Source organism: Bradyrhizobium dasycarpum, from assembly GCF_042019905.1.
In the GTDB taxonomy this organism is placed as follows: Bacteria; Pseudomonadota; Alphaproteobacteria; order Rhizobiales; family Xanthobacteraceae; genus Bradyrhizobium; species Bradyrhizobium japonicum_B.
The window spans coordinates 2,768,824-2,794,197 of sequence record NZ_CP169574.1; the positions used below are offsets into that span (position 1 = coordinate 2,768,824).

At 64.4% G+C, this 25,374-nt stretch carries 22 protein-coding genes and 2 pseudogenes; 10 read left to right on the plus strand and 14 right to left on the minus strand.

Annotated elements, in window-relative coordinates; all coding sequences use genetic code 11:
- Positions 1-95 precede the first annotated feature (95 nt).
- A pseudogene (locus ACETMP_RS13490) lies at positions 96-1,315 on the plus strand (cytochrome P450).
- A 100-nt stretch (positions 1,316-1,415) separates the two neighbouring features.
- Here the strand turns inward: ACETMP_RS13490 and ACETMP_RS13495 are convergent.
- The 9 genes and pseudogenes from ACETMP_RS13495 to ACETMP_RS13535 form a co-directional block, all read right to left on the minus strand.
- Positions 1,416-2,279, minus strand: coding sequence for a sugar phosphate isomerase/epimerase family protein (locus ACETMP_RS13495; protein WP_375161310.1), 864 nt, complete (start codon positions 2,277-2,279; stop codon positions 1,416-1,418).
- Complete coding sequence (locus ACETMP_RS13500) at positions 2,279-3,475, minus strand: dihydrodipicolinate synthase family protein (RefSeq protein WP_375161311.1); 1,197 nt, start codon at positions 3,473-3,475, stop codon at positions 2,279-2,281. Before ACETMP_RS13500 ends, ACETMP_RS13495 begins: the two co-directional genes overlap by 1 nt.
- 129 nt (positions 3,476-3,604) lie before the next feature.
- Positions 3,605-4,756 (minus strand): Gfo/Idh/MocA family protein, encoded by a 1,152-nt coding sequence (locus ACETMP_RS13505; protein WP_375161312.1) that lies wholly within the window; start codon positions 4,754-4,756, stop codon positions 3,605-3,607.
- Positions 4,753-6,163, minus strand: a pseudogene (locus tag ACETMP_RS13510) (hypothetical protein). The gene ACETMP_RS13505 and the pseudogene ACETMP_RS13510 overlap by 4 nt, the downstream one beginning before the upstream one ends.
- A gap of 241 nt (positions 6,164-6,404) precedes the next feature.
- Positions 6,405-7,247, minus strand: a complete 843-nt coding sequence (locus ACETMP_RS13515; RefSeq protein ID WP_375161313.1) for an ABC transporter ATP-binding protein — start codon at positions 7,245-7,247, stop codon at positions 6,405-6,407.
- A 142-nt stretch (positions 7,248-7,389) separates the two neighbouring features.
- Complete coding sequence (locus tag ACETMP_RS13520; RefSeq protein WP_375161314.1) at positions 7,390-8,382, minus strand: ABC transporter substrate-binding protein; 993 nt, start codon at positions 8,380-8,382, stop codon at positions 7,390-7,392.
- Between the two features lie 113 nt (positions 8,383-8,495).
- Positions 8,496-9,305: an ABC transporter permease gene (locus tag ACETMP_RS13525; protein WP_135162343.1), complete on the minus strand. Its 810-nt coding sequence runs from the start codon at positions 9,303-9,305 to the stop codon at positions 8,496-8,498.
- A 231-nt stretch (positions 9,306-9,536) separates the two neighbouring features.
- Positions 9,537-10,244 (minus strand): TetR/AcrR family transcriptional regulator, encoded by a 708-nt coding sequence (locus ACETMP_RS13530; RefSeq protein WP_196236015.1) that lies wholly within the window; start codon positions 10,242-10,244, stop codon positions 9,537-9,539.
- A gap of 133 nt (positions 10,245-10,377) precedes the next feature.
- Complete coding sequence (locus tag ACETMP_RS13535) at positions 10,378-11,226, minus strand: VOC family protein (protein ID WP_375161315.1); 849 nt, start codon at positions 11,224-11,226, stop codon at positions 10,378-10,380.
- 223 nt (positions 11,227-11,449) lie between these two features.
- Here ACETMP_RS13535 and ACETMP_RS13540 point away from each other — a divergent pair, with 223 nt between their 5' ends.
- Positions 11,450-12,343 (plus strand): sugar kinase, encoded by an 894-nt coding sequence (locus ACETMP_RS13540; RefSeq protein ID WP_126256500.1) that lies wholly within the window; start codon positions 11,450-11,452, stop codon positions 12,341-12,343.
- A gap of 6 nt (positions 12,344-12,349) precedes the next feature.
- Complete coding sequence (locus tag ACETMP_RS13545; RefSeq protein ID WP_375161316.1) at positions 12,350-13,267, plus strand: ribokinase; 918 nt, start codon at positions 12,350-12,352, stop codon at positions 13,265-13,267.
- Here ACETMP_RS13545 and ACETMP_RS13550 read toward each other — a convergent pair whose 3' ends face one another.
- On the minus strand, positions 13,268-14,488 hold the full coding sequence (locus tag ACETMP_RS13550; protein ID WP_375161317.1) for an NAD(P)/FAD-dependent oxidoreductase: 1,221 nt from the start codon (positions 14,486-14,488) through the stop codon (positions 13,268-13,270). It abuts the gene before it with no gap.
- A gap of 224 nt (positions 14,489-14,712) precedes the next feature.
- On the opposite strand from ACETMP_RS13550, the gene ACETMP_RS13555 reads away from it, so the two are divergent.
- The gene (locus tag ACETMP_RS13555) at positions 14,713-15,507 is read left to right on the plus strand and encodes an enoyl-CoA hydratase/isomerase family protein (protein ID WP_375161318.1); all 795 of its coding nucleotides are present in this window, start codon (positions 14,713-14,715) and stop codon (positions 15,505-15,507) included.
- A 12-nt stretch (positions 15,508-15,519) separates the two neighbouring features.
- Here ACETMP_RS13555 and ACETMP_RS13560 read toward each other — a convergent pair whose 3' ends face one another.
- Positions 15,520-17,232 carry an IlvD/Edd family dehydratase gene (locus ACETMP_RS13560; RefSeq protein WP_375161319.1) on the minus strand — a complete coding sequence of 571 codons (1,713 nt, stop codon included), beginning with the start codon at positions 17,230-17,232 and terminating at the stop codon, positions 15,520-15,522.
- A gap of 492 nt (positions 17,233-17,724) precedes the next feature.
- Between ACETMP_RS13560 and ACETMP_RS13565 the strand changes: the two genes are divergently transcribed.
- The gene (locus ACETMP_RS13565) at positions 17,725-18,696 is read left to right on the plus strand and encodes a transporter (protein WP_375161320.1); all 972 of its coding nucleotides are present in this window, start codon (positions 17,725-17,727) and stop codon (positions 18,694-18,696) included.
- 1,014 nt (positions 18,697-19,710) lie between these two features.
- Here ACETMP_RS13565 and ACETMP_RS13570 read toward each other — a convergent pair.
- On the minus strand, positions 19,711-20,520 hold the full coding sequence (locus tag ACETMP_RS13570) for a transcriptional regulator (protein ID WP_375161321.1): 810 nt from the start codon (positions 20,518-20,520) through the stop codon (positions 19,711-19,713).
- 155 nt (positions 20,521-20,675) lie between these two features.
- On the opposite strand from ACETMP_RS13570, the gene ACETMP_RS13575 reads away from it, so the two are divergent.
- From ACETMP_RS13575 to mddA, 4 genes are all read left to right on the plus strand, one after another.
- Entirely contained in the window at positions 20,676-20,981 is a 306-nt protein-coding gene (locus ACETMP_RS13575) for a nickel-binding protein (RefSeq protein ID WP_375161322.1), read from the plus strand.
- 53 nt (positions 20,982-21,034) lie between these two features.
- Positions 21,035-21,220, plus strand: coding sequence for a hypothetical protein (locus ACETMP_RS13580; protein WP_375161323.1), 186 nt, complete (start codon positions 21,035-21,037; stop codon positions 21,218-21,220).
- A 72-nt stretch (positions 21,221-21,292) separates the two neighbouring features.
- A complete protein-coding gene (locus ACETMP_RS13585; RefSeq protein ID WP_375161324.1) occupies positions 21,293-21,547 on the plus strand; it encodes a hypothetical protein in 255 nt (84 codons plus the stop codon).
- A gap of 79 nt (positions 21,548-21,626) precedes the next feature.
- Entirely contained in the window at positions 21,627-22,388 is a 762-nt protein-coding gene (gene mddA, locus ACETMP_RS13590) for a methanethiol S-methyltransferase (RefSeq protein WP_375161901.1), read from the plus strand.
- A gap of 71 nt (positions 22,389-22,459) precedes the next feature.
- Here the strand turns inward: mddA and ACETMP_RS13595 are convergent, their stop codons facing one another.
- On the minus strand, positions 22,460-23,284 hold the full coding sequence (locus ACETMP_RS13595; RefSeq protein ID WP_375161325.1) for an NAD-dependent epimerase/dehydratase family protein: 825 nt from the start codon (positions 23,282-23,284) through the stop codon (positions 22,460-22,462).
- 88 nt (positions 23,285-23,372) lie between these two features.
- Here ACETMP_RS13595 and ACETMP_RS13600 point away from each other — a divergent pair, with 88 nt between their 5' ends.
- Complete coding sequence (locus ACETMP_RS13600; protein ID WP_375161326.1) at positions 23,373-24,350, plus strand: SMP-30/gluconolactonase/LRE family protein; 978 nt, start codon at positions 23,373-23,375, stop codon at positions 24,348-24,350.
- A gap of 30 nt (positions 24,351-24,380) precedes the next feature.
- Here ACETMP_RS13600 and bla read toward each other — a convergent pair whose 3' ends face one another.
- Positions 24,381-25,271, minus strand: a complete 891-nt coding sequence (bla, locus tag ACETMP_RS13605) for a subclass B3 metallo-beta-lactamase (RefSeq protein WP_028135170.1) — start codon at positions 25,269-25,271, stop codon at positions 24,381-24,383.
- Positions 25,272-25,374: the final 103 nt, after the last annotated feature.

Below are 25,374 nucleotides of genomic sequence, written 5' to 3' on the forward strand. Positions count from 1 at the left end.
GGTCGGCTAGCAAGGTGCGCAGACTGTAGACGCATGCATGCGCCGATCAGAACAACAAAAACGGCATAACGGCTTTAACCGGCGAGTATAACGGGATGAACGCAGATGCGAAGGAGCTGGCAGCAAGCTTCGACCTCGAGAAGCTGACGCCCGAGTTCTACGACAACCCCTATCCGACCTATCGTGCACTGCGGGAGAACGAACCGGTCAAGCGCCTGCGTAGCGGCACCGTGTTCCTGACCCGCTATGACGATCTCGTCACCACCTACAAGAACACCAAATCGTTCAGCTCGGACAAGAAGCGCGAGTTCTTGCCGAAATACGGCGACACCCCGCTCTACGAGCATCACACCACCAGCCTGGTCTTCAACGATCCGCCGTCGCATACGCGCGTGCGCCGCCTGATCATGGGCGCGCTGTCGCCGCGGGCGATCGCCGGCATGGAGGGCGATCTCATCAAGCTGGTCGACGGGCTGCTCGATGCCATCGCGGCCAAGGGCCGATGCGAGCTGATCGAGGATTTCGCCGCGTCCATCCCGATCGAGGTGATCGGCAATCTGCTCGACGTACCCCATGACGAGCGCGGGCCGCTGCGCGACTGGTCGCTGGCGATCCTCGGCGCGCTCGAACCCGTGGTGTCGCCTGACGCGGCTGCGCGCGGCAACAAGGCGGTGACGGATTTCCTCGCTTATCTGGAAACGCTGGTGGAGCGCCGGCGCGCCAGGCCCGGCAATCCCGAGCGCGATGTGCTGACGCGCCTGATCCAGGGAGAGGAAAACGGCGAGCGACTGACCGAGAAGGAGCTGCTGCACAATTGCATCTTCCTGCTCAACGCCGGCCACGAGACCACCACCAACCTGATCGGCAACGGCCTCGTCGCGCTGGACCAGCATCCGGACCAGAAGCAGCGGCTGATCGACAATCCCGACATGATCAAGACCGCGGTCGAGGAGATGCTGCGCTACGGAGTTCGAACCAGCTCGGCAACCGCATGACCACCGAGCGCGTCGAGCTGGGCGGTATCATGCTCGAGGCCGGCACGTCGGTGACGCTGTGCATTGGTGCGGCCAACCGCGATCCCGCGCAGTTTCCCGACCCTGAACGCTTCGACATCGCGCGCGCGCCGAACCGGCATCTCGCCTTCGCCACCGGCGCGCATCAATGCGCCGGCATGGCGCTGGCGCGGCTGGAAGGAGCGATCGCGATCTCATGCTTCCTGGCGCGCTTCCCGAACTATGCCCTGAGCGGCAAGCCGGTGCGGGGCGGACGGGTGCGGTTTCGCGGCTTTTTGAGCGTGCCGTGTACGATCGGCTGAAGCCCCAACACAAAAATTGCGAAAACAACCCCATGCACAGTAGCCAACCGTTTGATTCATCTGTGCAATCCGCAGCGCAAAGACGGCGGTGCCAGAGTACCTAAACCACCGTTCTGTGCCGGGCAATGCAGGTGCGCAGCACCTCGTCCATCGGCTTGCCCCACCAATCGTTGGAGAAGATCTCGATCTCGGAATAGCCGGCAAAGCCCTGCGCTTCGACCGCTTGACGCACCGATTTGATGTCGATGACGCCGTCGCCCATCATGCCGCGGTCGTTGAGGATGTCCCTGGTCGGCACCAGCCAGTCGCAGACGTGAAAGGCGAGCAGGCGATCCTGGCCGGCGCGCGCGATCTGGCCCATCAGCTCCGGATCCCACCAGATGTGATAGACGTCGAGGGCGACGCCGAGCATGCCGCTGCGGCCGGGGTCGAGCCGGTCGCAGATATCGAGCGCCTGCTTGGTCGTGTTCACGCAGGCGCGGTCGGCCGCATAGGCCGGATGCAAGGGCTCGATCGCCAGCGGAAGCTTGGCCTGCTTCGCATAGTCGAGCATCTCCGCGAGCGCGTCCTCGACCTGCCCGCGCGCCGCCGCGATGTCCTTCGAGGCTTCGCTGCCCGGCCGCGAATATTGCGGCAGGCCGCCGACGACAAGGACGATGCAGGGCGCGCCTAGCGCCTTGGCTTCATCGACGCAGCGCCTGTTGTCGTCCCGCACCTCGCCGCGGCGCGACGCGTCCGAGGTGAACATGCCGCCGCGGCAATAGCCTGAGAGATCGAGGCCGGCATCGCGCACCGCCCGCACGGCGCGCTCGAGGCCGACGCTTGCGACCTGGTCGCGCCAGGGATCGATGGCGCGAATGCCGTGCTTCGCACAGGCCTCGACAATCCCGACGAGGTCGGCCTGCTTGCGGACGGTTGCCGTGTTCAGCGACAGCCAGCGGTGGTCGGACGAAAAGTCGCGCATCAGGATTCGATTCCGCGGGTGGCGAGCACGGTTTTCATCCGCTGCGTCGCAAGTTCAGGGTTGGCGAGCAGGCCAGCCTTGTCGGCGAGACGGAACAGTTCGGCCAGATGCAGCGTGGAGCGCGTGCTCTCCTGTCCCCCGACCATGGTGAAATGATCCTGGTGGCCGTTGAGATAGGCCATGAAGACCACACCGGTCTTGTAGAAGCGCGTCGGCGCCTTGAAGATGTGACGCGACAGCGGCACGGTCGGACCCAGCACGTCGTGGAAGCCGGCCTCGTCGCCCGCCGCCAGCCGCGACAGCGCATAGGACGCCGCCGGCGCGATGGCGTCGAAGATGCCCAGCAGGGCGTGCGAAAAGCCTTGTTCGTCGCCGGCAATCAGTTCGGCGTAATTGAAGTCATCGCCGGTATACATCTTGATGCGCTTGTCCAGGCGCCTGCGCATATCGATCTCGCGCTGCTTGTCGAGCAGCGAGACTTTCACGCCGTCGACCTTGGCGGCGTTGCCGTTGATGACGGCGACCGCCGTAGCCATCGCCTTGTCGAGATCCCTAGCGCCCCAATAGCCGGCCAGCGCCGGATCGAACATATCGCCGAGCCAGTGGATGATCACGGGCTCGCGGACCTGCGACAGCACGCGGTCATAGACCTTCGCATAGTCGTCGGCGTTGCGGCCGAGCTTGGCCAGCGCGCGCGAGGCCATCAGGATGATGCGGCCGCCGACCTTCTCGACCGCAGAGATCTGCTCCTCGTAGGCGCGGATCACGTCGTCGAGGTTTTTGGCATCCTCGACCGCGAGATGGTCGGTGCCGGCGCCCGAGAACACCAGCGCATTGCGGCGCTTGGCGGCGCCGACCGAACGCGTGATCAGCTCCAGCGAGGTCGGCCAGTCCAGCCCCATGCCGCGCTGCGCGGTGTCCATGGCTTCGGCAACACCGAGGCCGAGGTCCCAGACGTGCTCGCGGAAGGCGATGGTCTTGTCCCAGTCGACGGCAGCCGACAGCCAGGGATCATTGTCTGCGAAGGGTTCGGCCACCGTATGCACCGCCGAGAAGGCGATGCGATTCAGCGTGCCTTCGAGCCTGGCAGGAAAGGTCCGCGAGGCCGCAAGCCGATAGGTTTCGATCGAGCGATCGGCGCGAGGCAGCTTGAGCGACAAGGACGACATTGAATTGGGTTGGACGGGCTTATTCATGGTTCACACCTCTCCCCGTCATTGCGAGCGAAGCGAAGCAATCCAGAATGCCTCCGCGGCACCAGTCTGGATTGCTTCGTCGCTCCGCTCCTCGCAATGACGGCTTAGCAAACATTGAAACCTTCAATCTCACGCCTGGATCGGAGCGACGTCGATCCAGCGCCGCTCCTTCCAGCTCTTGAGCGCACATTCGGCGAGCTGCACGCCCTTGGCACCTTCGAGCAGCGTGAACTTGTAGGGCGCATCCTCGTAGACGTGGCGGATGAACATCTCCCACTGCTCTTTGAAGCCGTTGTCGTAGGTGACGTTATCAGGCAGCTTCTGCCAGTCGCCGTAGAAATCGTGCAGCCGCTTCTCGTCGGGATTCCACACCGGCCTCGGGGTCGCCTGCCGCGCCTGGATCATGCAATCGGAAAGGCCCGCGACCGCCGAGCCGTGGGTGCCGTCGACCTGGAAGGTGACGAGGTCGTCGCGATAGACGCGCGTCACCCAGGACATGTTGATGTGGGCGATGACGCCGCCCTCGAGCTGGAAGGTGGCGTAGGCAGAATCGTCGGCGGTCGCCTTGTACTTCTTGCCCTGCTCGTCGAAACGCTCCGGAATATCGGTGTTGCCGATGCAGACCACGCTCTGGACGTTGCCGAACAGGTTGTCGAGCACGTAGCGCCAGTGGCAGACCATGTCGAGAATGATGCCGCCGCCGTCCTCGCTGCGATAGTTCCAGGACGGCCGCTGCGCCTCCTGCCAGCCGCCTTCGAACACCCAATAGCCGAACTCGCCGCGCACCGAGAGGATGCGGCCAAAGAAACCGGAATCGCGCAGGAAGGCGATCTTCTTCAGGCCGGGCAGGAACAGCTTGTCCTGCACCGTGCCGTGCTTGACGCCTCTGGCGTTTGCGAGCTTGACGACCTCGACGGCGTCCTCGAGATTCGTCGCGATCGGCTTCTCGCAATAGACATGCTTGCCGGCGTTGATGGCCTGGGTCAGAAGACCGGGGCGCGCCTGCGTGGTCGCAGCGTCGAAGAACATGGTGTCGTTCTTGTCGGCGAGCGCGGCATCGAGGTCGGTGGTCCAGCGGGTGATGTTGAAGCGCCTGGCGAGCGCCTCGACCTTGTCGGCGCTGCGGCCGACCAGGATCGGATCTGGCATGACGCGATCGCCGTTCTTCAGGCGGACGCCACCCTGGTCGCGGATGGCGACGATCGAGCGGATCAGGTGCTGGTTGAGCCCCATGCGGCCGGTGACGCCGTTCATGATGAGGCCGAGGCGTTGGGTGGTCATGCCGGATACTCCTGAAGTGATGTCGGCTGTTCGAGCGGGCGGAGCGCCGACCAGTCCGGATGGACTGAGGTCGCAAAACCCGCAGCATGAAGCGATCCCGTCAGGAGATCGCCGTCGTGAATGGAAAGGCGGATGCCCTGTCCGGCATCGGCGTAGAGAGCGGGGTGCGCGGCGGCAAAGGCTTGCGCCTCAGCGGCGGGCGTCTCGCCAAAGCCGTCGACATAGTGATGGCCGTTGCGCTCGGCGTGGGTAACGCCGATGAAGGCGCCGAGGGCGAGGTCCTGCTGCACGGCGAGACCGGCCTGGCAAGTGAGGTCCTCGCCGGTCACGAAGTACTGCTCGCCGCCCGCGCTCCATCTCGCCGCGCGCGTCGCGTTGACAATGGATTTGTAGAGGCCCTTGCAGGATTTGGAGGAGATGCCGCGATAGCCGAGCGCCCAGGCGGCCGGAAAAGCATCGTAGGAATCGTCGGCTTCGTCGATGATGAAACCGCGATCTGCCAGCGCGCCGAGCGGCGATTGCCGGGTGATGTCGCGCGGCATTGGCTGTTCGACATAAAGCAATCGCGCCGCGATCTGGCGCAGCGCGGCGTCATGATCGAGCCGGTCGATCAGCGCACGCAACCCCGCGAGGTCGGCGTACTGCTCGTTGGCGTCGAGCGTCACCTTGTAGTCATGCCCCAGCGTATCGAGCTCCTTGCCGATCCGGGCAAGCCGCGCCGCGTCGGCCGCAGGATCGCCCGACAGCTTGAGCTTGAAATAGCGCGCACCTGCGTTCTCGCGCAGATCGGCAACGCCGCCCTCGCCTTCAACGACATCGTCAAGCCCGACGGTATGCCTGATGGCAACACGCTGCAGCGGCACCCGGCTGCAGAGGAACGTCCTAATCTCCCCCTCGCTCAGGTCAGGAGCAAGCCGGGCATCGATGCCGGCGATGTTGCCGGCCATCCCGTCGAAGAAGCTGGTTTCAACGCCGCGCAGCAGCGCATCGAGGATCGCCTTGTCGATCTCCGCCGGGCCGTAGGCCGCAGCGAGCGCCGGAATGTTCTTCTTCGCGCAGGTCGCGATCTGCGCCCCGATGCAGGAGGCATGGAGGTCGAACGCGGTCTGGTATCCGGTCCGCGCCAGATAGAGCCCGCGCGCGATCTCGAGGCGACCGTCGCAGCCCGTCGACCGTCTGCGCCGGCGACAGCTCCGGCCGCTTGTCGAACCATTTGGGCACCAGCAGCTCGGCACTGGCGCCGACGGCAACGCCCTTGTTTGTAGTCTTGCCCTCGACCTCGATCTCGACCCGCACGAACAGCTGCGGCGTCGCGTTGATCGTGATCGCGCCAAAGCGGAACGGCCGCGCGAATTGCACGGGACGTTCGAAGAAGGCGATGTCTCGCAGCTTCAGGCGGGGTGACATGGTCTAACAACAGAACGAGGTGAGCTTGGTGCGAGCGGTATGCCCACGGGCGACTCGCCTCTCCCGCTTGCGGGAGAGGCCGACGCGCTCGGCAGCGCACTTGCGCGCCTGATCGCGGCGGGTGAGGGTTCTATCCTCTTGGGGAATCTTTCCAGCGCAGACACCCTCTCCCCAACCCTCCCCCGCAGGCGGGGGAGGGAGCGCAGCGTGCACGTGGCTCCTTCGGAAAACGCCATGACAGCTAATCCAATGCACCCTGCGAGAAGAAATGCTTGCGGATGCGCTGCACGAGCTCGGTGAAAACAGGATCGGCCATCGCGTCGAGCGAGCGCGGGCGCGGCAGCGGCACGTCGTAGATCGCGGCCACCGCGCCGGGCCGCTCGGTCATCACAAGCACGCGGTCGGCGAGGAACACGGCCTCCGGAATCGAGTGCGTGATCAGCAGCACCGTCTTCTTGGTCTCGCGCTGGATCCGCATCAATTCGAGATTCATGCGTTCGCGCGTCAGCGCGTCGAGCGCGCCGAACGGCTCGTCCATCAGCATGATCCTGGGGTCATGCACCAGCGCGCGGCAGATCGAAGCGCGCTGCTGCATGCCGCCGGAGAGCTGCCAGGGCAGCTTCTTCTCGAAGCCTTCGAGGCCGACCAGCTTGAGGAGCGACTTGGCGCGGTCGAGATATTGCTGCCGCGGCAGCCGCTTCATGTCGATCGGCAGCATCACGTTGCCCAGGATGTTGCGCCAGGGCAGCAGCAGCGCGTTCTGGAACACGATGCCGACATTGCCGTGCGGCGTCGTCACCTTCTGGCCCTCGACCACGATCTCGCCCGTGGTCGGCGCCAGCAGGCCCGAGATCAGCTTGAGCAGCGTGGACTTGCCGCAGCCGGATGGGCCGACCACGACGAAGAACTCGCCGTCATCGATGTGGAAGTCGAGCGGCCGCAGCGACGGCACGTCGCCGTCGCGGGTGCGGTAGGTCTTGGAGACGCCCGACAGCTTGATGCCGGAGGCGTCGCCGGCGCGGTCCGACACCAATCGGAGGTGAGCGGCGGGCTGCATGTCAGCGGTCTTCGTTGCGGGGTTCATTCGGCTAAGTCCCCTGGACGATACACCCCGTCGTTCCGGGATGGTCCGAAGGACCAGACCGGAATCTCGAGATTCTCAGGTGCGCAAGAGCGCACCAGAGTTCGCCCTTTCGGGTGCCCCGGAATGACGGTGTGCTTGTCGGTCACGAGCCGCTCTTCGGCAGATAATCGTTGGTGTAGAACGCCTTCGGGTTGTCCTTGGCCTTGGCGTCGAGCCCGCCATATTCGACCATCAGATTGACCGTATCAGTCATGTTCTGGTCGGTGACCTGGAACGGACGCTTGCCCTTGGTCTCCGCGGTCCGATACAGCGGAATGGTCAGCTCGAAACCTTGCGTCAGCGTGTCGATCTTGCCGCCCTTGGGGTTGGCATCGAGGATCGATTGCGCCGCCGCCTTCGGCTCCTTCTCGGCGGCTTCGACCGCTTTCGTGGTCGCCGACATGAAGCGGCGGACGAGGTCGGCATTGGCCTTCACGTAGTCGGTGTTGGCGATGATGCCTGATGAAACCATGTTGATGCCGTAGTCGGCGAACTTGATCGGATAGACGTCCTTGCCGGTGGCGTCCTTGATCTTCATCGACTGGTCCATGACGTAGCCGAGCAGCAGATCAGCCTGGCCGTTGATGACGGCGTTGAGCTTGGTCTGGCCGTCGCCGGCAACGGTCTTGAAGTCGCTCTCCTTCAGGCCGGTCTTCTTCAGGAACAGCGGCCAGATCTGGGTCATGGAATCCGCCGGCGTGATCGCTACCGTCTTGCCCTTGATATCTTCCGGCTTCCTGATGTTCTTGTCGGCGAAGCCCATGGCGGACATCGGCGAGGTCTGCAGCAGCACGCCGGCCGCAACCACGGGGGCACCCTTGATTGCGGCGCGCATCATGGTGGGGACGTCGACATAGCCGAAATCGGCGGTCTTGGCCGCGACGGCCTGGGTGGTGGCGGCCGAGCCGCGACCTTCCTGGATCTCGAGGTCGATGCCCTCGGCCGCATAGATGCCCTTGGCCTTGCCGTAATAGAACGGCGCGTGCTCGCCATAGACGTACCAGTTCAGCATCAGCACGACCTTGTCGGCCGCCTGCGCCGGCATGGCCGCAAGAACCATCAGCACCGCCGAGACAGCCCCAATCAACCGCTTCATCGTTTCTCTCCCTTGCCGTCTGTTACGTCGGCCGTTGGTGGCCGTTCGTTGCTGGTTTTTGTTTGAGCATGATCGGATCGGAAAACCGCTGCACACTTTTCCGGATCATGCCCTCAAGATGCAAAGATCACGTCCTCGCGCTGGCTGACATGCCAGGGAATCACCAGCTTCTCGATCCGGTCCACGATCCAGAACAGGACCACGCCGAGCAGCGCGAGGATGACGAGCGCCGCGAACATCGTCGGCAGATCGAACGTGCCGATCGAGCGCTGCATGACGTAGCCGATGCCGGAATTGGAGCCGACGAACTCGCCGACGACAGCACCGACCACGGCGAGCGTCACCGAGACCTTGAGGCCGGAAAAAATCGCCGGCAGCGCATGCGGCAGGTTCACCGCGCGGAACACCTGGAAACGGCTGCCCTGCATGGCGCGGGCGAGATCGACCATGTCGGGATCGACCGATTTGAAGCCCTGCACGGCAGAGACGACCACGGGAAAGAAGCCGAGCAGGAACGCCGAGATCACCTTCGGAATGATGCCGAAGCCGAACCAGACCACGAACAGCGGCGCGATCGCGATCTTCGGCACGGATTGGGAGAACACCAGCAGCGGATAGACGTAGCTCTCCACCGTCTTCGAGCCGGCGATCAGCATCGCGACGGGAATGCCGAACAGCGCCGACAGCAGGAAGCCGCACACGGTCGCATAGGTGGTCGGCCAGGACTGGCGCAGCAGTTCCGGCCACTCGGTCCGCAGCACGGCAACAACATCGAGCGGCGACGGGATCTGGTAGGCGGGGATCCTGAAGAGCCGGATGGCGAGATCCCAGGCGACGACGATGAAGACCAGGAACAAGAACGGCCGAACCCAGGCGGCATTCAGCAGCTTGGAAACAGCATTTTGCGGCTTCGGCTCGGCCAATTTTCACTCCCGGCAGTCTTCTTCGTTGTGCCGAGAAATTAACCCGTTGGATAAATACTGTCTAGAGCTTTCCCTGTGACGTTTTGGGCGCGGGTTCCGGCACACCAGCGTCGTCATTCCGGAGCGATGCGAAGCATCGAACCACGGTGCGCCCTTGCGCACCTGAGGATCCCGAGATTCCGGGTTCGGTCCTACGGACCGCCCCGGAATGACAGCAGAGAGAATGGAGGACTAAACCGTCTGCGCCACCACGGCGCGCGACTTCGGCGCCTTCGCGACCTCGAACAGCGCCACCGACTGTCCCGTCAGTGCAGCCAGCACGAGGCCGACCATGTGCGCCAGCCGTTCGTCCTTGGCCTTCTTGTCCAGGAGATCGCGGCCGAAGATCACGCTGAGCGTCGCCGAGTTGGAGAGATAGAAGAAGCTGAGCGCCGCGATCGAGATGTAGAGCTGCACCGGGTCGACCGCGACCTGGAAGTCGCCGGACTCGACGCCGCGCCGCACCACGGTGCGGATCATCTCGACGAAGGGCGAGTGCATCGACTTGACCTTGGTCGATTTCTTCAGGTGTTTTGCGCGCGCGAGGTTCTCAGTCTGGAGCAAGGACAGGAATTCGGGATTGCGCAGGAAGTAATTCCAGGTGAACTCGATCAGCCGCCTGATCGCCTCGGGCGGATCGAGATGCTCGAGATCGAGCCCCCGCTCCTCGCTGCGGATCTTGTCATAGGCGCCTTCGAGCACCGCCAGGTAGAGCTCGTCCTTGTTACCGACGTGGTAGTACAGCATGCGCTTGTTGGCACCGGCCTTGGCCGCGATGCGGTCGACGCGCGCGCCGGCGAGACCATGGGCGGAAAACTCCTGCTTGGCGGCTTCGAGAATGCGCAGCCGCATCCCCTCGGGGTCGCGCTGCCATTTCAGAGTTCGCTTTGCCTTCGCCAAACCGGTGCTCGCTGGGGTGGTCTGGATATGGCGTGTAACACGCGCACGGGCCTTTGAGAACGATCTCGTGCCCCGGACGCGCAGCAACGCAAGAGCGTTGCAGCGCGTCCGGGACACGACATCGTACGCTCCGTCACTCCACCGGCTTCGGCGAGCGCTCCAGTAGCACGGTCTGCACGCCGCAGGTGCCGCTCCGCACCGTCATGATCCGCGTGCCCGGCTTGCGGCCGTTGCGCACTTCGCTGAGGTCGAGGCCGGCCGCGATCAGGCGGGCACGGGTGGCGTCGATGTCGGCGACGCGCCAGCTCAGACCCCACAGACGGTCATGCGCGAGGTCGCTGCCGGCGACGGGCCGGCGGACCACCTCGACGATGAGGTCGCCGCAGCGGAAGAACATCAGCTGGCCCCAATCCTGGTGCGAGCGATCGAGCGCCAGATCGAGGCCGAGCCGCGCGCCGTAAAGTGCGGCGGCCCGTTCGGAATCCTCGGTGGTGACCACGACGTGGTCGAGCGCGTCGACCGGCGCGATGTCGGTGGCGACCGAGAGCGGACGCTCGTCGGCCAGCTCGAGGAAGAACATGCGCACGCCGCGCGTGAGTTCCGTGGCGGCGCGTGTGCGCTTCCAGTGCAGGACGTTACCTGTTTCGATGTCGCTGCTTTCGACCTCGGTGACCGGATCCGGGTTCAGGGCCACCCGCTCCAGCCGGCGGTGCATCCGGCTGATGTCCGCGACACGGAAGCACAGGCTGGCGAGCATGCCCTCCTGGTCATCGAGCAATGCCCGCATGCGATCCGCCGTCACGCTGAAGCCGCTCGGCGCCATCAACTCGATCGTCATGTTTGCAAGGGTGAACAGCACGCGATCGGCGCCCTCGCCCGAGTTCTGCCAGGCCGGCGCGCGGGCGAGCAGCGTCTGGTAGGCCGCCTTGGCCGCCCCGATGTCCCTCACCAGTACGACGACGTGATCGAGGCCGGTGATCATTTTTCTCCCTCTGATCGCCCCTTTCATGGCCCTGGAACCCATGGGCCGAAACACGGCGTTTGTCCGGACTTGGCATTGCCCGGTGATGGTCGTATTCCCTGACCATGCTGACCTCAAGCGCTTCGGGCGGCAGTTTTGCGAATAATTTCAGCGTCCCGCCGGAGCGGAACCGGTGCTACAGTAAGCGCACCGGCCGGGACCACAAGCGCATGACGGACAGGCAATGCAGGCTCTCTTCATCGGACAGACCTATATCGACGTCGTCTTCATCACCGACCACATGCCGAGCGGCGACGAAAAGCACGTCGCCTCGGACTACGCCGTCTCCTTCGGCGGCAACGCCGTGACGGCGGCGTTCTGCTGCGCCAAGCTCGGCATCGTGCCGGATCTCATCGCCACGGTGGCCAATGACTGGCTGGGACGCATGTTCCAGGACATGTGCGCGAAATACGCGATCTCGCTGCACGGGCGGAAGGTCAACCAGTCCTCGCTGTCCTTCATCATGCCCAAGGACGGCAAGCGCGCCATCGTCCGCTGCCGCGACGACGAGCACATCCATCCCTTTCCGATGCTCAATCTCGGCGGCTGCCGCGCGCTGCATGTCGACGGCCACCAGCCGGACGCGGCGATCCACTACGCAAAGGTGTGCCGCGAGGCCGGCATCCTGACCTCGCTCGACGGCGGCGGCCTGCGCACCAACACCCACGAGCTGCTGGAATTCATCGACGTCGCCATCGTCGCCGAGCGCCTGTGCGAGCAGATGGACCTGACGCCGGAGAAGATGCTCGACTATCTCAAGGGCCGCGGCTGCAAGATCGGCGGCGTCACCATGGGCGAGAAGGGCCTGTTCTGGTACGACGAGACCGGAACGGTGCAGGTGATGCCGGCGATGCCGATCCCGCGCGAACGCGTGATCGACACCAACGGCGCCGGCGACGTCTTCCACGGCGCCTATGTCTATTCCTACCTCGCTCATCCCGGCAAAAGCTGGCGCGAGCATTTCGATTTCGCGAGGGCCGCCTCGACCTTCAAGATCCAGCGCCTCGGCAACGAGGCCGGCCTGCCGACGCTGGTCGATATTGCCAAGGTCAGGCACGAGTTCGAGGTCAGGGTCTAGATCCAGATGGGGCGCGTCTTCGTCGCGGGCAGCATCAACATGGATGTGGTGGCGACGGCCGATCGCCACCCCAAGGTCGGCGAGACCGTCGCGGGCCGACAGGTGCTGTATTTTCCGGGCGGAAAAGGCGCCAACCAAGCCGTGGCAGCGTCACGGCTCGGCGCCGGGACGACGTTGATCGGGCGCCTGGGGAAGGATCTGTTCGGAGCCGAGCTGAAAGCCTTCCTCGAGGAGCAGGGCATCGATCTCGGCTATGTCGTGGAGACGGCCGAGGCGCACACCGGGACCGCGATCATCACGGTGGCGGAGGCCGACAACACCATCGTCGTCGTTCCCGGGGCGAACGGGCTTGTCGGCGCTGAGGACGTCGAGGTGGTGCCGCTGCTGAAAGGCGACGTCGCGGTCAGCCAGTTCGAGATTCCGCTGCCGACAATCGCTGCATTCTTCGGGCGCGCGCGTGAGGCCGGCGCCGTGACTGTCTTGAACCCTGCGCCGGCGCAGAAGATGCCGGGCGAGCTGCTGGCGCTGGTCGACATCCTCGTGCTGAACGAGACCGAGCTCGGCTTCCTCGGGGGCAGCGAGCTGTCGGACGACGATGAGGCCGCAAGGATCATCGACGTCGCGCGAAAACTTCAGGCCCGTCAGGATCAGACCATCTGCGTCACGCTCGGCAAGCGCGGCGTGCTTGCGCTTGCCGGGCGCGAGGAGATCACCGTGCCGGGGCGCGCCGTGAAGGCGATCGACACCACCGGCGCCGGCGACTGCTTTGTCGGCGCGCTCGCCGCGCAACTTGCCGACGATGTGCCTTTGCGCGCCGCCCTCGCCTTCGCCAATGCCGCCGCCTCGATCAGCGTGCAGCGGATGGGCGCGGGGCCATCGATGCCGACGGCCGCGGAGGTGAAGGCTGTTCTCGGAGCCTCTTAGTTACGCCAGCGCGCTCTTCAGGTCGAAGCTTTCGTCCGCGGCCTGCTCCGGCGTGATCGAGCGGTCCATGGCCTGCAGGCGGCGGCCGAACATGTGATCGCCGGCGCGGTTGATCGATTCGATGCCGAGCAGCCTGTCGCCCTTGTAGCAGAACGCCGAGAACGCCTTGTTCGCCGGGTTGCCGCGCAGCACGACGCGGTCGTAGCCGGTGGTCAGCCCCGCGATCTGGAGCTTGTCGTCGCCCTGGTCGCTCCAGAACCAGGGATGGCCGTCGTAAGGCTTCTTGTCGCCGGTCAGCCGCGCCGCGAGGCAGCGGGCGTGGTCGGTCGCGTTCTGCACCGATTCCAGCCGCAGCGATCCGCCGAAGCGCGGGCTTGCGAACAGCGCGCAATCGCCGATCGCGGAGATGTCTAGATCGGCCGTCGCAAGATATTCGTCGACGATGATGCCGGCCGCGACCGGCAGCCCCGCCTCCGCCGCGAGCTCGATGTTCGGCAGCACGCCGACGCCCACCACGACGAGGTCGGCGGGCAGATGCCGTCCGTCGCTCAGGGAGACGCCGGTGACCTTGCCGCCCTCCGCCTCGATCGAGGTCGCCTGCACGCCGAGGTGGATGCGAATGCCGGCCTCGCGGTGCCGCGCCTGGAAATAGTCCGACACCTCCGCCGTCACCGCCCGCGCCATCACGCGCGGGGCGAGCTCGAGCACGTCGACCTCGAGGCCCTTGATCCGCGCGGTGGCGGCGAATTCGAGGCCGATGAAGCCGGCGCCGATGATCACGGCGCGCGTCTTCAACGGCATGATCGCCCGCAGCGCTTCGCTCTCGTCGAGGATGCGCAAATACTTCACGTCGGGCAGGTTGGCGTTGGGCAGATCGAGCAGCCGGTTGCGTGCGCCGGTCGCCAGCACGAGATGGCCGTAGCCAAGCGTTTCGCCGGAGGCGAGCTGCACTTTGTGCCCCGCGCGATCGATCGAGGCCGCGCGGCCGGCGATCAGCTCGATGTTCTGGTCGTGGTAGAACTTTTCGGGGCGGAACATCAGGCTCTCGGGACCGGCCGAGCCCTTGATGTAAGCCTTGGACAGCGGCGGTCGCTGATAGGGCAGATGCGCCTCGTCGTTGATCAGGCAGACGCGGCCGGAAAAGCCGGCCTGGCGCAGCGATGCCGCGACCTGGTAGCCGCCATGGCCGGCACCGACAATGATCACCGGACCGCCGCTCATTGGACAGCCCATTTCCGGAAGACACGAGCGTGACCCATGCCATCTCCTCTCGCTGATTCTGGTTGCTGACCTTACGAGGAGCCGGCGCTCGTGTCCGTCCCTTGGAAAAGGCTGCCCATTTGAGCCTATCGTTTGGCCCAGTGCAAGAGCAGCAGGCGGGGATTGTCACCCCTCGGCTTCTGCGATTTAGTTGCAGCAATTACCTCATGCCGGGGATTTTCGAAATGCCAGCTCCCGTTTCAAAGCCCGACGATCCTGCCCTGCTGCGGATCGACGGCCCGATCGCGACCATCACGCTCAACCGCCCTGCCGCATACAACTCGATCAACCTCGCGATTGCGCAGAAGCTCGAGCAGCTCGCGGCCTATATCGAGGACGACGACGCCATCAAGGTCTTGGTGATCGAAGGCGAAGGCCGCGCCTTCTCGGCCGGCGGCGATCTGCAGACGATCGGGGCGGCCGCCGAGGCAGGCACCGTGACACCGGTCGTCGGCGAGCTCTTGAAGCACTATCATGCCTTCATCGAGATGGTCAGGCGCATGCCGAAGATTTCGTTGTCGAGCGTGCACGGCTCGGCCGCCGGCGCCGGCATGGGCCTCGCCTTCGTCACCGATCTCTGCATCGCCGCCGACGATGCCAAGTTCACGCCAGCCTATGCCAAGATCGGCGTGTCGCCGGACGGCGGCTCCACGGTCGGCATCGTCGGCACGGTCGGCTCGCGCCGGGCGCTGCAGATCTTCCTGTCCGAGGACAATTTCACCGCGCAGCAGGCCTATGAATGGGGCCTGGTCGCCAAGGTCGTTGCCGCCGCGGAGCTGAAGGCGGCGACGCGACAGCTCGCCGAGCGTCTTGCGCAGAACCCGCCGGCTGCGATCGCCGGCACCAAGCAGCTGGTCTATCAGGCCGCGACCACGCCGGTGAAGCAGCAGCTCGATGCCGAGGAGCACAAGATCATCATGGCAATGAACACCGAGGACTTCCGCACCGCCGTGAAGAAGTTCACGAGCAAGGGCAAGTAGTGCCGCGCTCGCTCAACCCTTCGCAGGCCCGGCCCTCTGCATGAAATCGAAATCGCAGCCCTCGTCGGCCTGCATGATGGTCTCGTTGAACAGCCAGGCGTAGCCGCGGCGTGCCTCTTCGGGCGCTGCGGCCGGCTTCAAGTTGGCGCGACGGCGTTCGAGCTCGGCCGCATCGACCAGCAGCTCGATGCTGCGCTTGGCGACGTCCAGGCTGATCATGTCACCGTTCTGCACCAGGGCGAGCGGCCCGCCCACGGCGGATTCCGGCGTGATGTGCAGAACGATGGTGCCGAACGCAGTGCCGCTCATGCGCGCATCCGAGATGCGCACCATGTCCTTGGTGCCGCCGCGCGCCAGCTTCTTCGGGATCGGCAGATAGCCGGCCTCGGGCATCCCCGGCGCCCCCTTCGGACCGGCATTGCGCAGCACCAGCACGTCATCGGCGGTGACATCGAGATCGGGATCGTCGACCCGCAAGGTCATGTCCTCGACGGATTCGAACACCACCGCGCGCCCGGTATGCTTGAGCAGCTTCGGGCTCGCCGCCGATTGCTTGATCACCGCGCCGCGTGGCGCGAGGTTGCCGTGCAGCACGGCGAGGCCGCCCTCCTTCTTGATCGAATTGTCGCGCGAGCGGATCGCGTCCTGCCCGGGCACGTCCTCGGCATTCGCCACGACATCGCGCAGCGTCTGGCCGGAGATCGTCCTGGCATCGAGATCAACGAGGTCGCCGAGCTGCGCAAGCAGCTTCGGCACGCCGCCGGCGTGATGGAAATGCTCCATGTAGTGCTCGCCGGACGGCTTGAGATCGACCAGCACAGGCACCTCGCGGCCGATCTGGTCGAAGACCTCGAGGTCGAGCCGGTGCGGCGAGCGATGCGCCATCGCGGTCAGATGGATCAGGCCGTTGGTCGAGCCGCCGATCGCCTGAAGCACCACCTGCGCATTCCTGAAGGAAGCCGGCGTCAGCAGCTCGCTCGGCTTCGGCCCCTTGGTCTTGGCCATCTCGGCGGCAACCCGCCCGCTCGCCTCGGCGAGACGGAAGCGTTCGGCATGCGGCGCCGGAATCGTCGCGCTCATCGGCAGCGACAGGCCCATGGCCTCGATCATGCAGGCCATGGTCGAGGCCGTGCCCATCACCATGCAGGTGCCGACCGAGGGCGCCAGACGCCCGTTCACCGCCTCGATCTCGGAATCGTCCATCTCGCCGGCACGATATTTCGCCCAAAGGCGGCGGCAATCGGTGCAGGCCCCGAGCACCTCGCCCTTGTGATGACCGACCACCATGGGACCGACCGGAATCACCACGGTCGGCAGGTCGGCGCTGATCGCCGCCATCACCTGCGCCGGCAGCGTCTTGTCGCAGCCGCCGATCACGATCACCGCATCCATCGGCTGGGCGCGGATCATCTCCTCGGTATCCATTGCCATCAGGTTGCGCAGATACATCGAGGTCGGATGCGCAAAGCTCTCGGCGATCGAGATGGTCGGAAACACGAACGGCATCGCGCCGGACAGCATCACGCCGCGCTTGGCGGCTTCGATGATCTGCGGGACGTTGCCGTGGCAGGGATTGTAGTCGCTATAGGTGTTGGTGATCCCGACGATCGGGCGCTCCAGCGCGTCGTCGGAATAGCCCATCGCCTTGATGAAGGCCTTGCGCAGGAACAGCGAGAAGCCGGCGTCGCCATAGCTGGTTAAACCCTTGCGCAAGCCACTCGTCATCAGGTCGCTCCTTCAGCTTTGAAGTCGTCGTAAGGCCGGCCCTCTGATTGTCAATAAGCCGGGTTGCAGGCCTGAGGGTGGGTGGCCGGGGCCTCCCCGAGCGAGCATCTCACGGCCCGTCGCCGTTTCAACGGCAAGGTGATCCTGCATCGGGTTTGCCGATCTCGATGCTCCCTAACGCGCGCGGAGTGCTGCCAGCTTTCCAGCTTCTCCGGCACGGTTCGGTGGAACTCCAGCTCTCATGGCGCACGTAGCTGAACCTCGTGGACCCCCCACCACCCGTGCGCCACCACCAGACTTCCCTGCTCTTCAGCCTGCGACGCGCAGGTCTGGTCTCGAACGCAACTAAGAACGATTAGCAAGTAGTTGCATTCCCGGCCATTCTATGGGATCCTTTTGCGAATGACTTGCAATCGCAGAGGGCTTGCGCGCGAACCCAGAGCCCCGGCGTCGATCGGTCCCTTGGTTTGCGTAGGTTGGTGGAATGTCGTGGTGAGAAGATCGAGCTTCCCGGGCGCATTGGCGGCGGCGACCATCGTCGGTCATCTGGCGAGCTGCGTCTCCGCCTCCGCTGATGAGGGCCCACGCGGCCTCGCATATGCGGCTCCATGGCCCGGCTCCACACCCGGCCTCGGCGCCAACAAGCTGGCGGGCGGGTTGCCGTCGGCCCACGCGGAGATCGACACCGAGCACATTTTCGGCTTCAGCATGGGCTCCGACATCGGCAAGCCCGGCGATATCGAGATCGAGTTCGAGAATGTCGGTGCGTTCGGCAAGCGCTCCGGCAGCTACGCGGCCTGGGGCAACCTCAATCAGGTCAAATACACGGTCTCGGACAATTTCCGGATCGCACCCGGATTTGCACTGAGCGGACAGCGCATCAACGGCGTTCCGGGACTTGCCGATCATTCGGACGTCTCTTTCGGCGGCGGCGCGCTCGAACTGCGCTACAAGCTGGTCGATCGCACCGTCGCGCCCTTCGGGCTGACCCTCCACGCACAGCCCGGCTGGAGCCGGATCGACGACGCCACCGGCCTGCATATCCAGCAATATGGCGCGGAGTTTGCCGCGCTATTCGATCGCGAGCTGGTTAAGAACAGGCTGTTTGCGGCCTTCAACGTCTGGTACGGGACCGGAGGAACCCGCGAGATCGCCACCAATCTTTGGCGGCACGATTCCGAGATGCAGCTCCAGGCGGCGATCTCGTACGCAGTGCAGCCTGAACTCGTGCTTGGCCTCGGTCTTCGCTACGCACGGGCGTATGACGGCAGCGCACTCGACCGCTTCCTCGGCGATGCCGTGTTCGCCGGCCCGACCTTCTCCTACAGCATCTCGAAGGAAGTCGGCATCTCCGGGACATGGCAGATGCAAGTTGCGGGCAAGGCGCTCGGCGACAATCGCAGCCTCAACCTGGAGCAGTTCGAACGGCACCAGGCGTTGCTGAGGATCAACCTGCATTTCTGATGTCGAGGCGCACGAACGGCGTGGACGGTCGCTAGGCAGCGCGTCCGCTCGTTCGGATATCAACCTCGCGCCGCAAAGCCGCGCATTCGGCCCCGTACTTCCGCGAGCCGAGTTCGCTGGCCAGGAGCTGAGCTGCGTGAATTTCCGCCGAAGCGCCTCGAACGTCATCATGCGCCAACTGCAGCTTCGCGATGCGGAGCCTCAACCTGACGGCCTGCACTCGACCGTCGATGCTCGACCATAGCTGCCGGGCCAGATGAAGATGCCGCAGCGCAGAGTCGTAATCGTCGCGCGCATGGGCGAGGACCGATTGCGCCTCGTTCGTCAATGCCCGGATCGACGGCATCGGCCACCGGTCGGGACTTCCGGAGAGTTCCTCGATCAGCTTTAATGCCTGCTCACGACGACCCGTGTGCGCGGCGGCAAGCGCAAGATGCGCGAACAGGATTCCTCGCCGTTGCAGGGTCCACCAGGTCTTTCCGATCAAACTACGTTCGAGACTGGCGTAGGCGGCTTCAGCCTCACCACGTTCCAGCAGCAGCATGGCGCGGCCCGGTTCCGGGCACCAGCCGCGCGCGTAAGCCTTCTCATAGGCTTCGAGCGCGTCGTCGTCGTTACCGATCGCCGCGTGAACGTCGCCAAGCACGCGGTTGGCGTCGCCGATCGCCCAAGGTGCATCGCCGGTGAGCCGTGCCAGCGAGTCCTGAATGCGGGACAGGGCTTCAACGAGCGAGCCCCTGACGCCGAGAACCTCGGACCGATGAAGCTGGCAGGACCCGGTCAATTCCATCCCGCTCTCGGTGCAATATTTCTGATAGCCCAGCGTCCACTGGTCGGCCCTCGCCCAATCTCCGAACATCCGCGCCGCCCACAGGATGTTGCAGTAGAGGATGCCTCCGACAATAGGATCGATATCGCCGCTGGAGAGCGCCATCGCAGCGGCGAGGTCCTGGTCCGCCAGTCCTGCGCGCGTATCGCCCAGACACAGCCGGTAGAACCCGCGATAGGCAAGACTCAGCGCCTCGATGCCAACAGCGTCCTTGTGCCGGACCGTGCTGTACGCGATGTCGGCAAGAGAAAGCGCCTGTTCAGGCTCGCCGTCGAACGCGGCGACCTTGACTTCATCCAGAGAGTTAACGCAGTCGTGGCGGGATCCTCGATCTCGCAGGCCCAATCCTCCGCTTGGGCGAGCCAGCCCTTGGCAATCGCCGACTGGCCGCGCTCGAAATGCAAACCGGAGAGTGTGACGGCGTCGGTGACGGCGAGCGGCACGTTGCCGGCCCTGGTGTGGACGGCAACTGCGCGAGCCAAGAGAGGCAGGGCCGCATCGGCCCTGCCGGTGCACTGCAAAGCCAGCGCCCATTGGTGCAAGTCGGTGCCTTCGAGCGGTTGGACGGTATCGGCCGCCTCGAACAGCGCTGCGGCTTTGTCCCAGGCCTGCGCGGCAACGGCGCGCTGCGCTTGCGCCCGCAGGTCCGGGGCTTGCTCTTCGATCGTCCCGGGAGCAGCAACCTGCAGCTCCGATACGCCGTCGATGCAGAAACGATATCCCCTGCCTGGCATGTTCCGGATGACGCCATCCATCCCACCCTTGCGGAGCACGCCACGCAGCATGCTCACTGCCCGTTGCAGGGAATTGTCGGTGACCGTTACGTCAGGCCAGAGGGTATCGAGCAGCTCTTCCTTGGTGACGACTCGGTCCCGGTTACGCGTCAGGTAGACCAGCAGGTCAAACACGCGGGGCTGTAACGCGACTTCCCGCTGCGCGTGAAGAAGCGCACGGCCCGCTTCGTCGAGCTCGAAGGGTCCAAACCTGAGGGTCATATCGGTGTGTCTGGGAGAGACGGAAAAGGTTCAGACAAGGATCAGGCAATGATCAGGCACCGGTAAGGACGATCAGCGCCGGCGGCGCCTATAGCTCCTCACGGCCATCGGTCACGACCAACCGACTGGCAGCATCAACCCCGAGGAGACGTCTTATGGAACTCTATGTCATTCGTCGCCCAAGCGCCTGGGCAAACCTGAGCGAACTGGAAGCAGCGGGCGCGAAGTCCGCGCGGATCGGCAACGAGCAGATGTCCGACCGCGTTCGCTGGATTCGCAGCTATGCGGTCCATGAGGCCGATGGCCGCATCGGCACCTTCTGCATCTATGAAGCCCGCGACGGGGAGTCGATCCGCGAGCATGCACGGCGCGTCGGCATGCCGGGCGAGGAATTCTACAAGGTCGCCACGACCGTGGTCGTCCGCAGCGATCCTGCACCGCAGACGGCAGCCGCCGAATAGCAGATCAGCGGCGGGCGCCGTCATCGATACTCGATTCCGTGAAAGGAAAGGAAATGTCCATTCAGTCTCACGCGCCGCCCGCACTGAGCCCCTCGCAGCGATATCTCGCCGGCATCCTGCTGCGGCTGCGTCGACTGATCAATCGGTCTGTCGCCAGCATGCTGGCGAACCGCGAGAAGGCCGCAATGCAGTTCGCGAAGGGCCGCCGATGCGGGCCACGCCACGACCTCAAGCGATAGAACGGGTCAAGACGCGCTTCACCATCAGGGGATTTGCAGTCCCAGCAACAGTTTCAATTCGAGGAAATAGTCATGAAATCTTTCTTCCAATCCGACGCTCCTGAAGCCAAGTCCTCCAGATTCAGGCATTTCAAACAGGGAAACGTCAAGACCAGAACCGCCGCGTTGGCGATGGTGACGTTCGGGGCCGTCATGACGTCGATTGTTCTGGCTTCGGCCGCGACGACGTTCGACGATCCTCATGCCGAAGGCGCGAGCGGCGCAACGGTCCAGAAACGCCTCGGCAGATGCAAGGCTCCGACGCTCCCGACAGCCCCTGCAATGTGATGAAGGCAACAGTGGCACGCCACCAAATCAGCCATTCCATCCCCTCCGCGAAACTGGAAACTCCATCATGTCCATCACCATGCATAACGGACCCGCTCAGACGGCAAGTTCGCTCGCGGCACGAAGCTTCGTGCTCGGCTACGGCGTCCTCGCGTATCTCATCTTCTTCGGGACTTTTCTCTACGCGGTGGGCTTCATTTCGCAGCTCATCGTGCCCAAGACGATCGACAGCGGTGTGGCCGGCTCGACCGCACAGGCCCTCTTGGTCAACCTCGCGCTGATGTCCCTGTTTGCCGTCCAACACAGCGGGATGGCTCGCCAAGGCTTCAAGAAGTTGTTCGCCGCGTTCACTTCACCCGCGCTCGAACGCAGCACCTATGTGCTGCTGGCGAGCCTGAGCCTGATCCTGCTCTTCTGGCAGTGGCGGCCGATCACGTCCATTGTTTGGGCATTCGAGACGCCGATTGCTGTCTACGCCGCTGTAGTTGGCGGCTTCGCCGGCTGGCTTATCGTACTGTACAGCACGTTCCTGATCAGCCATTTCGAGCTGTTCGGACTGACCCAAGTCGTCAGCCACTTTGCAGGTAGACTCGCCGAGCCGATGAAGTTCAAGACGCCGGACCTCTATCGCCTGATCCGGCATCCCATCTATCTCGGCTTCATCATCGCGTTCTGGTCGACACCCACCATGACACTCGGCCACCTGCTGTTCGCGACGGTGACGACGGTTTACATCTTCGTCGGCATCTGGTTGGAGGAGCGCGACCTGGTCACTCTGTTCGGAGATCAGTACCGGCACTACAGGGAGAAGGTCGCGATGTTGATTCCGGGCCTGTTCTGATCCGGCGCGAGCATAGGTTTGAGCGGCCGAGCAAGGCTTCGGCCGCTCAAAACCATGTCGGGCGCGCCTCCCTACCGCTTCGTCCAATCGATGATCCTGCTCGGATCGGCGTCGAACTCCATGCTGCAGAACGTGCCGCCCTGGAAATAATCGCCGACCAGATCCGGCTTCAGCTTGGCCTGCTCGGCCATGGCGTGCTCGCGGAAATCCTCGGCGCGTCCGGTGGGGCGATAGCCGAATTCGTAGGCGCGGTGGTTGTCCCACCAGGCGCGCTCGTTGAAAGAAGCGCCGTAGAAGATTTCGAAATGAATGTCGGGATGCTCGAGCCCGATGCGGCAGAGCTGCACGAGGTCGTCCGGCTTCAGCCAGATCGAGAGCCGGCGCTGGTCGAGCGGCATCTCGCCGAAATTGCCGATGCGCAGGCAGGTCACCTTCATCCCGTGCTTGTCGGCATAGAGCGCGCCGACGGCCTCGCCGAACACCTTGCTGACGCCGTAGCGGCTGTCCGGCCGCGCGGTGACGTCGGTGCCGATCCTGTGGTGGCGCGGATAGAAGCCGACGGCGTGGTTCGACGAGGCGAACACCACGCGCTTGACGCCCTTGCGGTGGGCGGCCTCGAACAGATTGTAGCCGCCGATGATGTTGGCCTGGAGGATCTGGTCCCAGCTGCCTTCGACCGAATAGCCGCCGAAATGGATGATGCCGTCGATCCCCTCGCAGATCGCCTCGCATTGCGCGAGATCGGCGAGGTCCGCCGCCTTGAACTTTTCGTTCGCGCCGAGATCGGCGGGCGGCTTGATGTCGGAGAGCAGCAGATCCGGATAGATCGGCGGCAGCAGCTTTCGCAGGCTGGTGCCGATTCCGCCTGAAGCTCCCGTCATCAAAATACGCGGCATGTCTTCCTCGCCCGTGGTGTCCGAATTGCGATTAGGTGTCCCCAATGATAGCAGGATTGTCCAGAGGGAACGAAACGAGAGAACCGACATGAATGAGGCATCGTCCCACACCCAGGAACGGCCGGGCTGGCGGCCGGCGAGCTACTATCCCGATCCGGCCATCCACGCGCTCGATCCCCGCTTCGAAAAATACTGGCTGAAACTGTCGGCGGTGGAGCGGCTCGCGACCGGCCTGCGCTGGGCTGAGGGTCCGGTGTGGTTCGGCGACGGGCGCTATCTCCTCTGCAGCGACATCCCGAACCAGCGCATCATCAGATGGGAGGAGGAGACCGGCGCCGTCAGCGTGTTCCGCAAACCCTCCAATTTCGCCAACGGCAACACGCGCGATCGCCAGGGCCGGCTCGTCACCTGCGAGCATGGCGGGCGCCGCGTGACCCGCACCGAATATGACGGCAGCATCACGGTGCTGATGGATCAATTCAACGGCAAGCGGCTGAACTCGCCGAACGATGTCGTCGTCAAATCGGACGGCTCGATCTGGTTCACCGATCCGACCTTCGGCCTGCTCGGCAATTACGAGGGTTACAAGGCCGAGCCCGAGATCGAGCCGAACGTCTATCGGCTCGATCCGGCGACCGGCAAGGCAACCGTCGTCGCCGAAGGCGTGCTCGGGCCGAACGGACTGTGCTTCTCGCCGGACGAGACAATCCTCTACGTGGTGGAATCGCGCGGCGTGCCAAACCGGAAAATCCTCGCCTATGACGTTTCGGCCGACGGCACCACGATCTCGAATAAGCGCGTCCACATCGATGCCGGTCCCGGCACGCCCGACGGCATGCGCTGCGACATCGACGGCAATCTCTGGTGCGGCTGGGGCATGGGCGATCCCGAGCTCGACGGCGTCGTGGTGTTCGCGCCCGACGGCGTCATGATCGGCCGCATCGCGCTGCCCGAGCGCTGCGCCAACGTCTGCTTCGGCGGACTCAAGCGCAACCGTCTGTTCATGGCCGCGAGCCAGTCGATCTATGCGCTGTATGTGAATACGCAGGGCGCGGTGGGAGGATAGGCTCCACAGCGCACCCACGACCTACCACGCCTACCCCTTCTTCTCCTGAGCCGCTGCGGTCTGCTTGACGAGCGCCTCCTCGAAGGCCTTCTCCAGCGACGCCGCATAGACCTTGAACTCGCCGGGATCGACGAACGGATTGGGCCCGCCGACGGCGAGCTTGGCGCGCTTCTCAGCCATCTTGTACATCTCGGGATGAGGAGCCAGCAGGATGTCGACCTTCATGTCCTTGGCGCGCGCAAAGGTCTTGCGATAGTCGTCAACGATGCCGGAATAGGTCGGGTTGCCGACAAGCCGGTTCAGCGCGACCGTGCCGCTGCAGAAGATGAGGACCGAGCGTGTTGCATCGCCGTCCTTCACCGAGAAGGCCCAGCTGGTGCAGCCCGGCGAATGGCCGGGCGTCTCGCGCGCCGTCAGCACAACGCTGCCGACCGCAAGGGTGTCGCCCTCACGCACCGTTCGGTCCACTTTCACCGGCGGAAAGTCGAGCGCCTTCTCCTCCTGCGCACCAGGATAGTAGCCGCCTTCGAGCAACGGCTTGTCGGCATCGCCCGCGACCATCTGCGCGCCGCTCGCCTGCTTCAACTCGGCAAAGCCGCCGGTGTGGTCGATATGGGCGTGGGTGTTGACGAGATACTTGATGTCGCTGATTTTGAAGCCAAGCTTCTCGATGCTCGTCCTGATCTGCGACGTCGATTCCGGCATCACGGTATCGACCAAAATATGCCCTTGGGGCGATGTGATCAGGTAGGACGCGAGTCCGTTGGTGCCGACATAGTAGACGTTGTCGATGATCTTGAACGGCTCGGTCGGTTCGTTCCATTTCGTCCGGAGGGTGTTGAGCAGATCCTTCACCGTCTGGGCCTGCGCAGCGCCTGAGAGCGGCACCAGCGCAACGAATGCGATGATCAATTTCCTCACGTTCCGTCCCTTTGCTTTTCTTGATTTGACGGGCTGTTGTCGCAGTGGAAGCGGCCGGTCTCCGAGCAAAGAATGCCGGCTTCCCTGGAAGCCGGCATTCCCT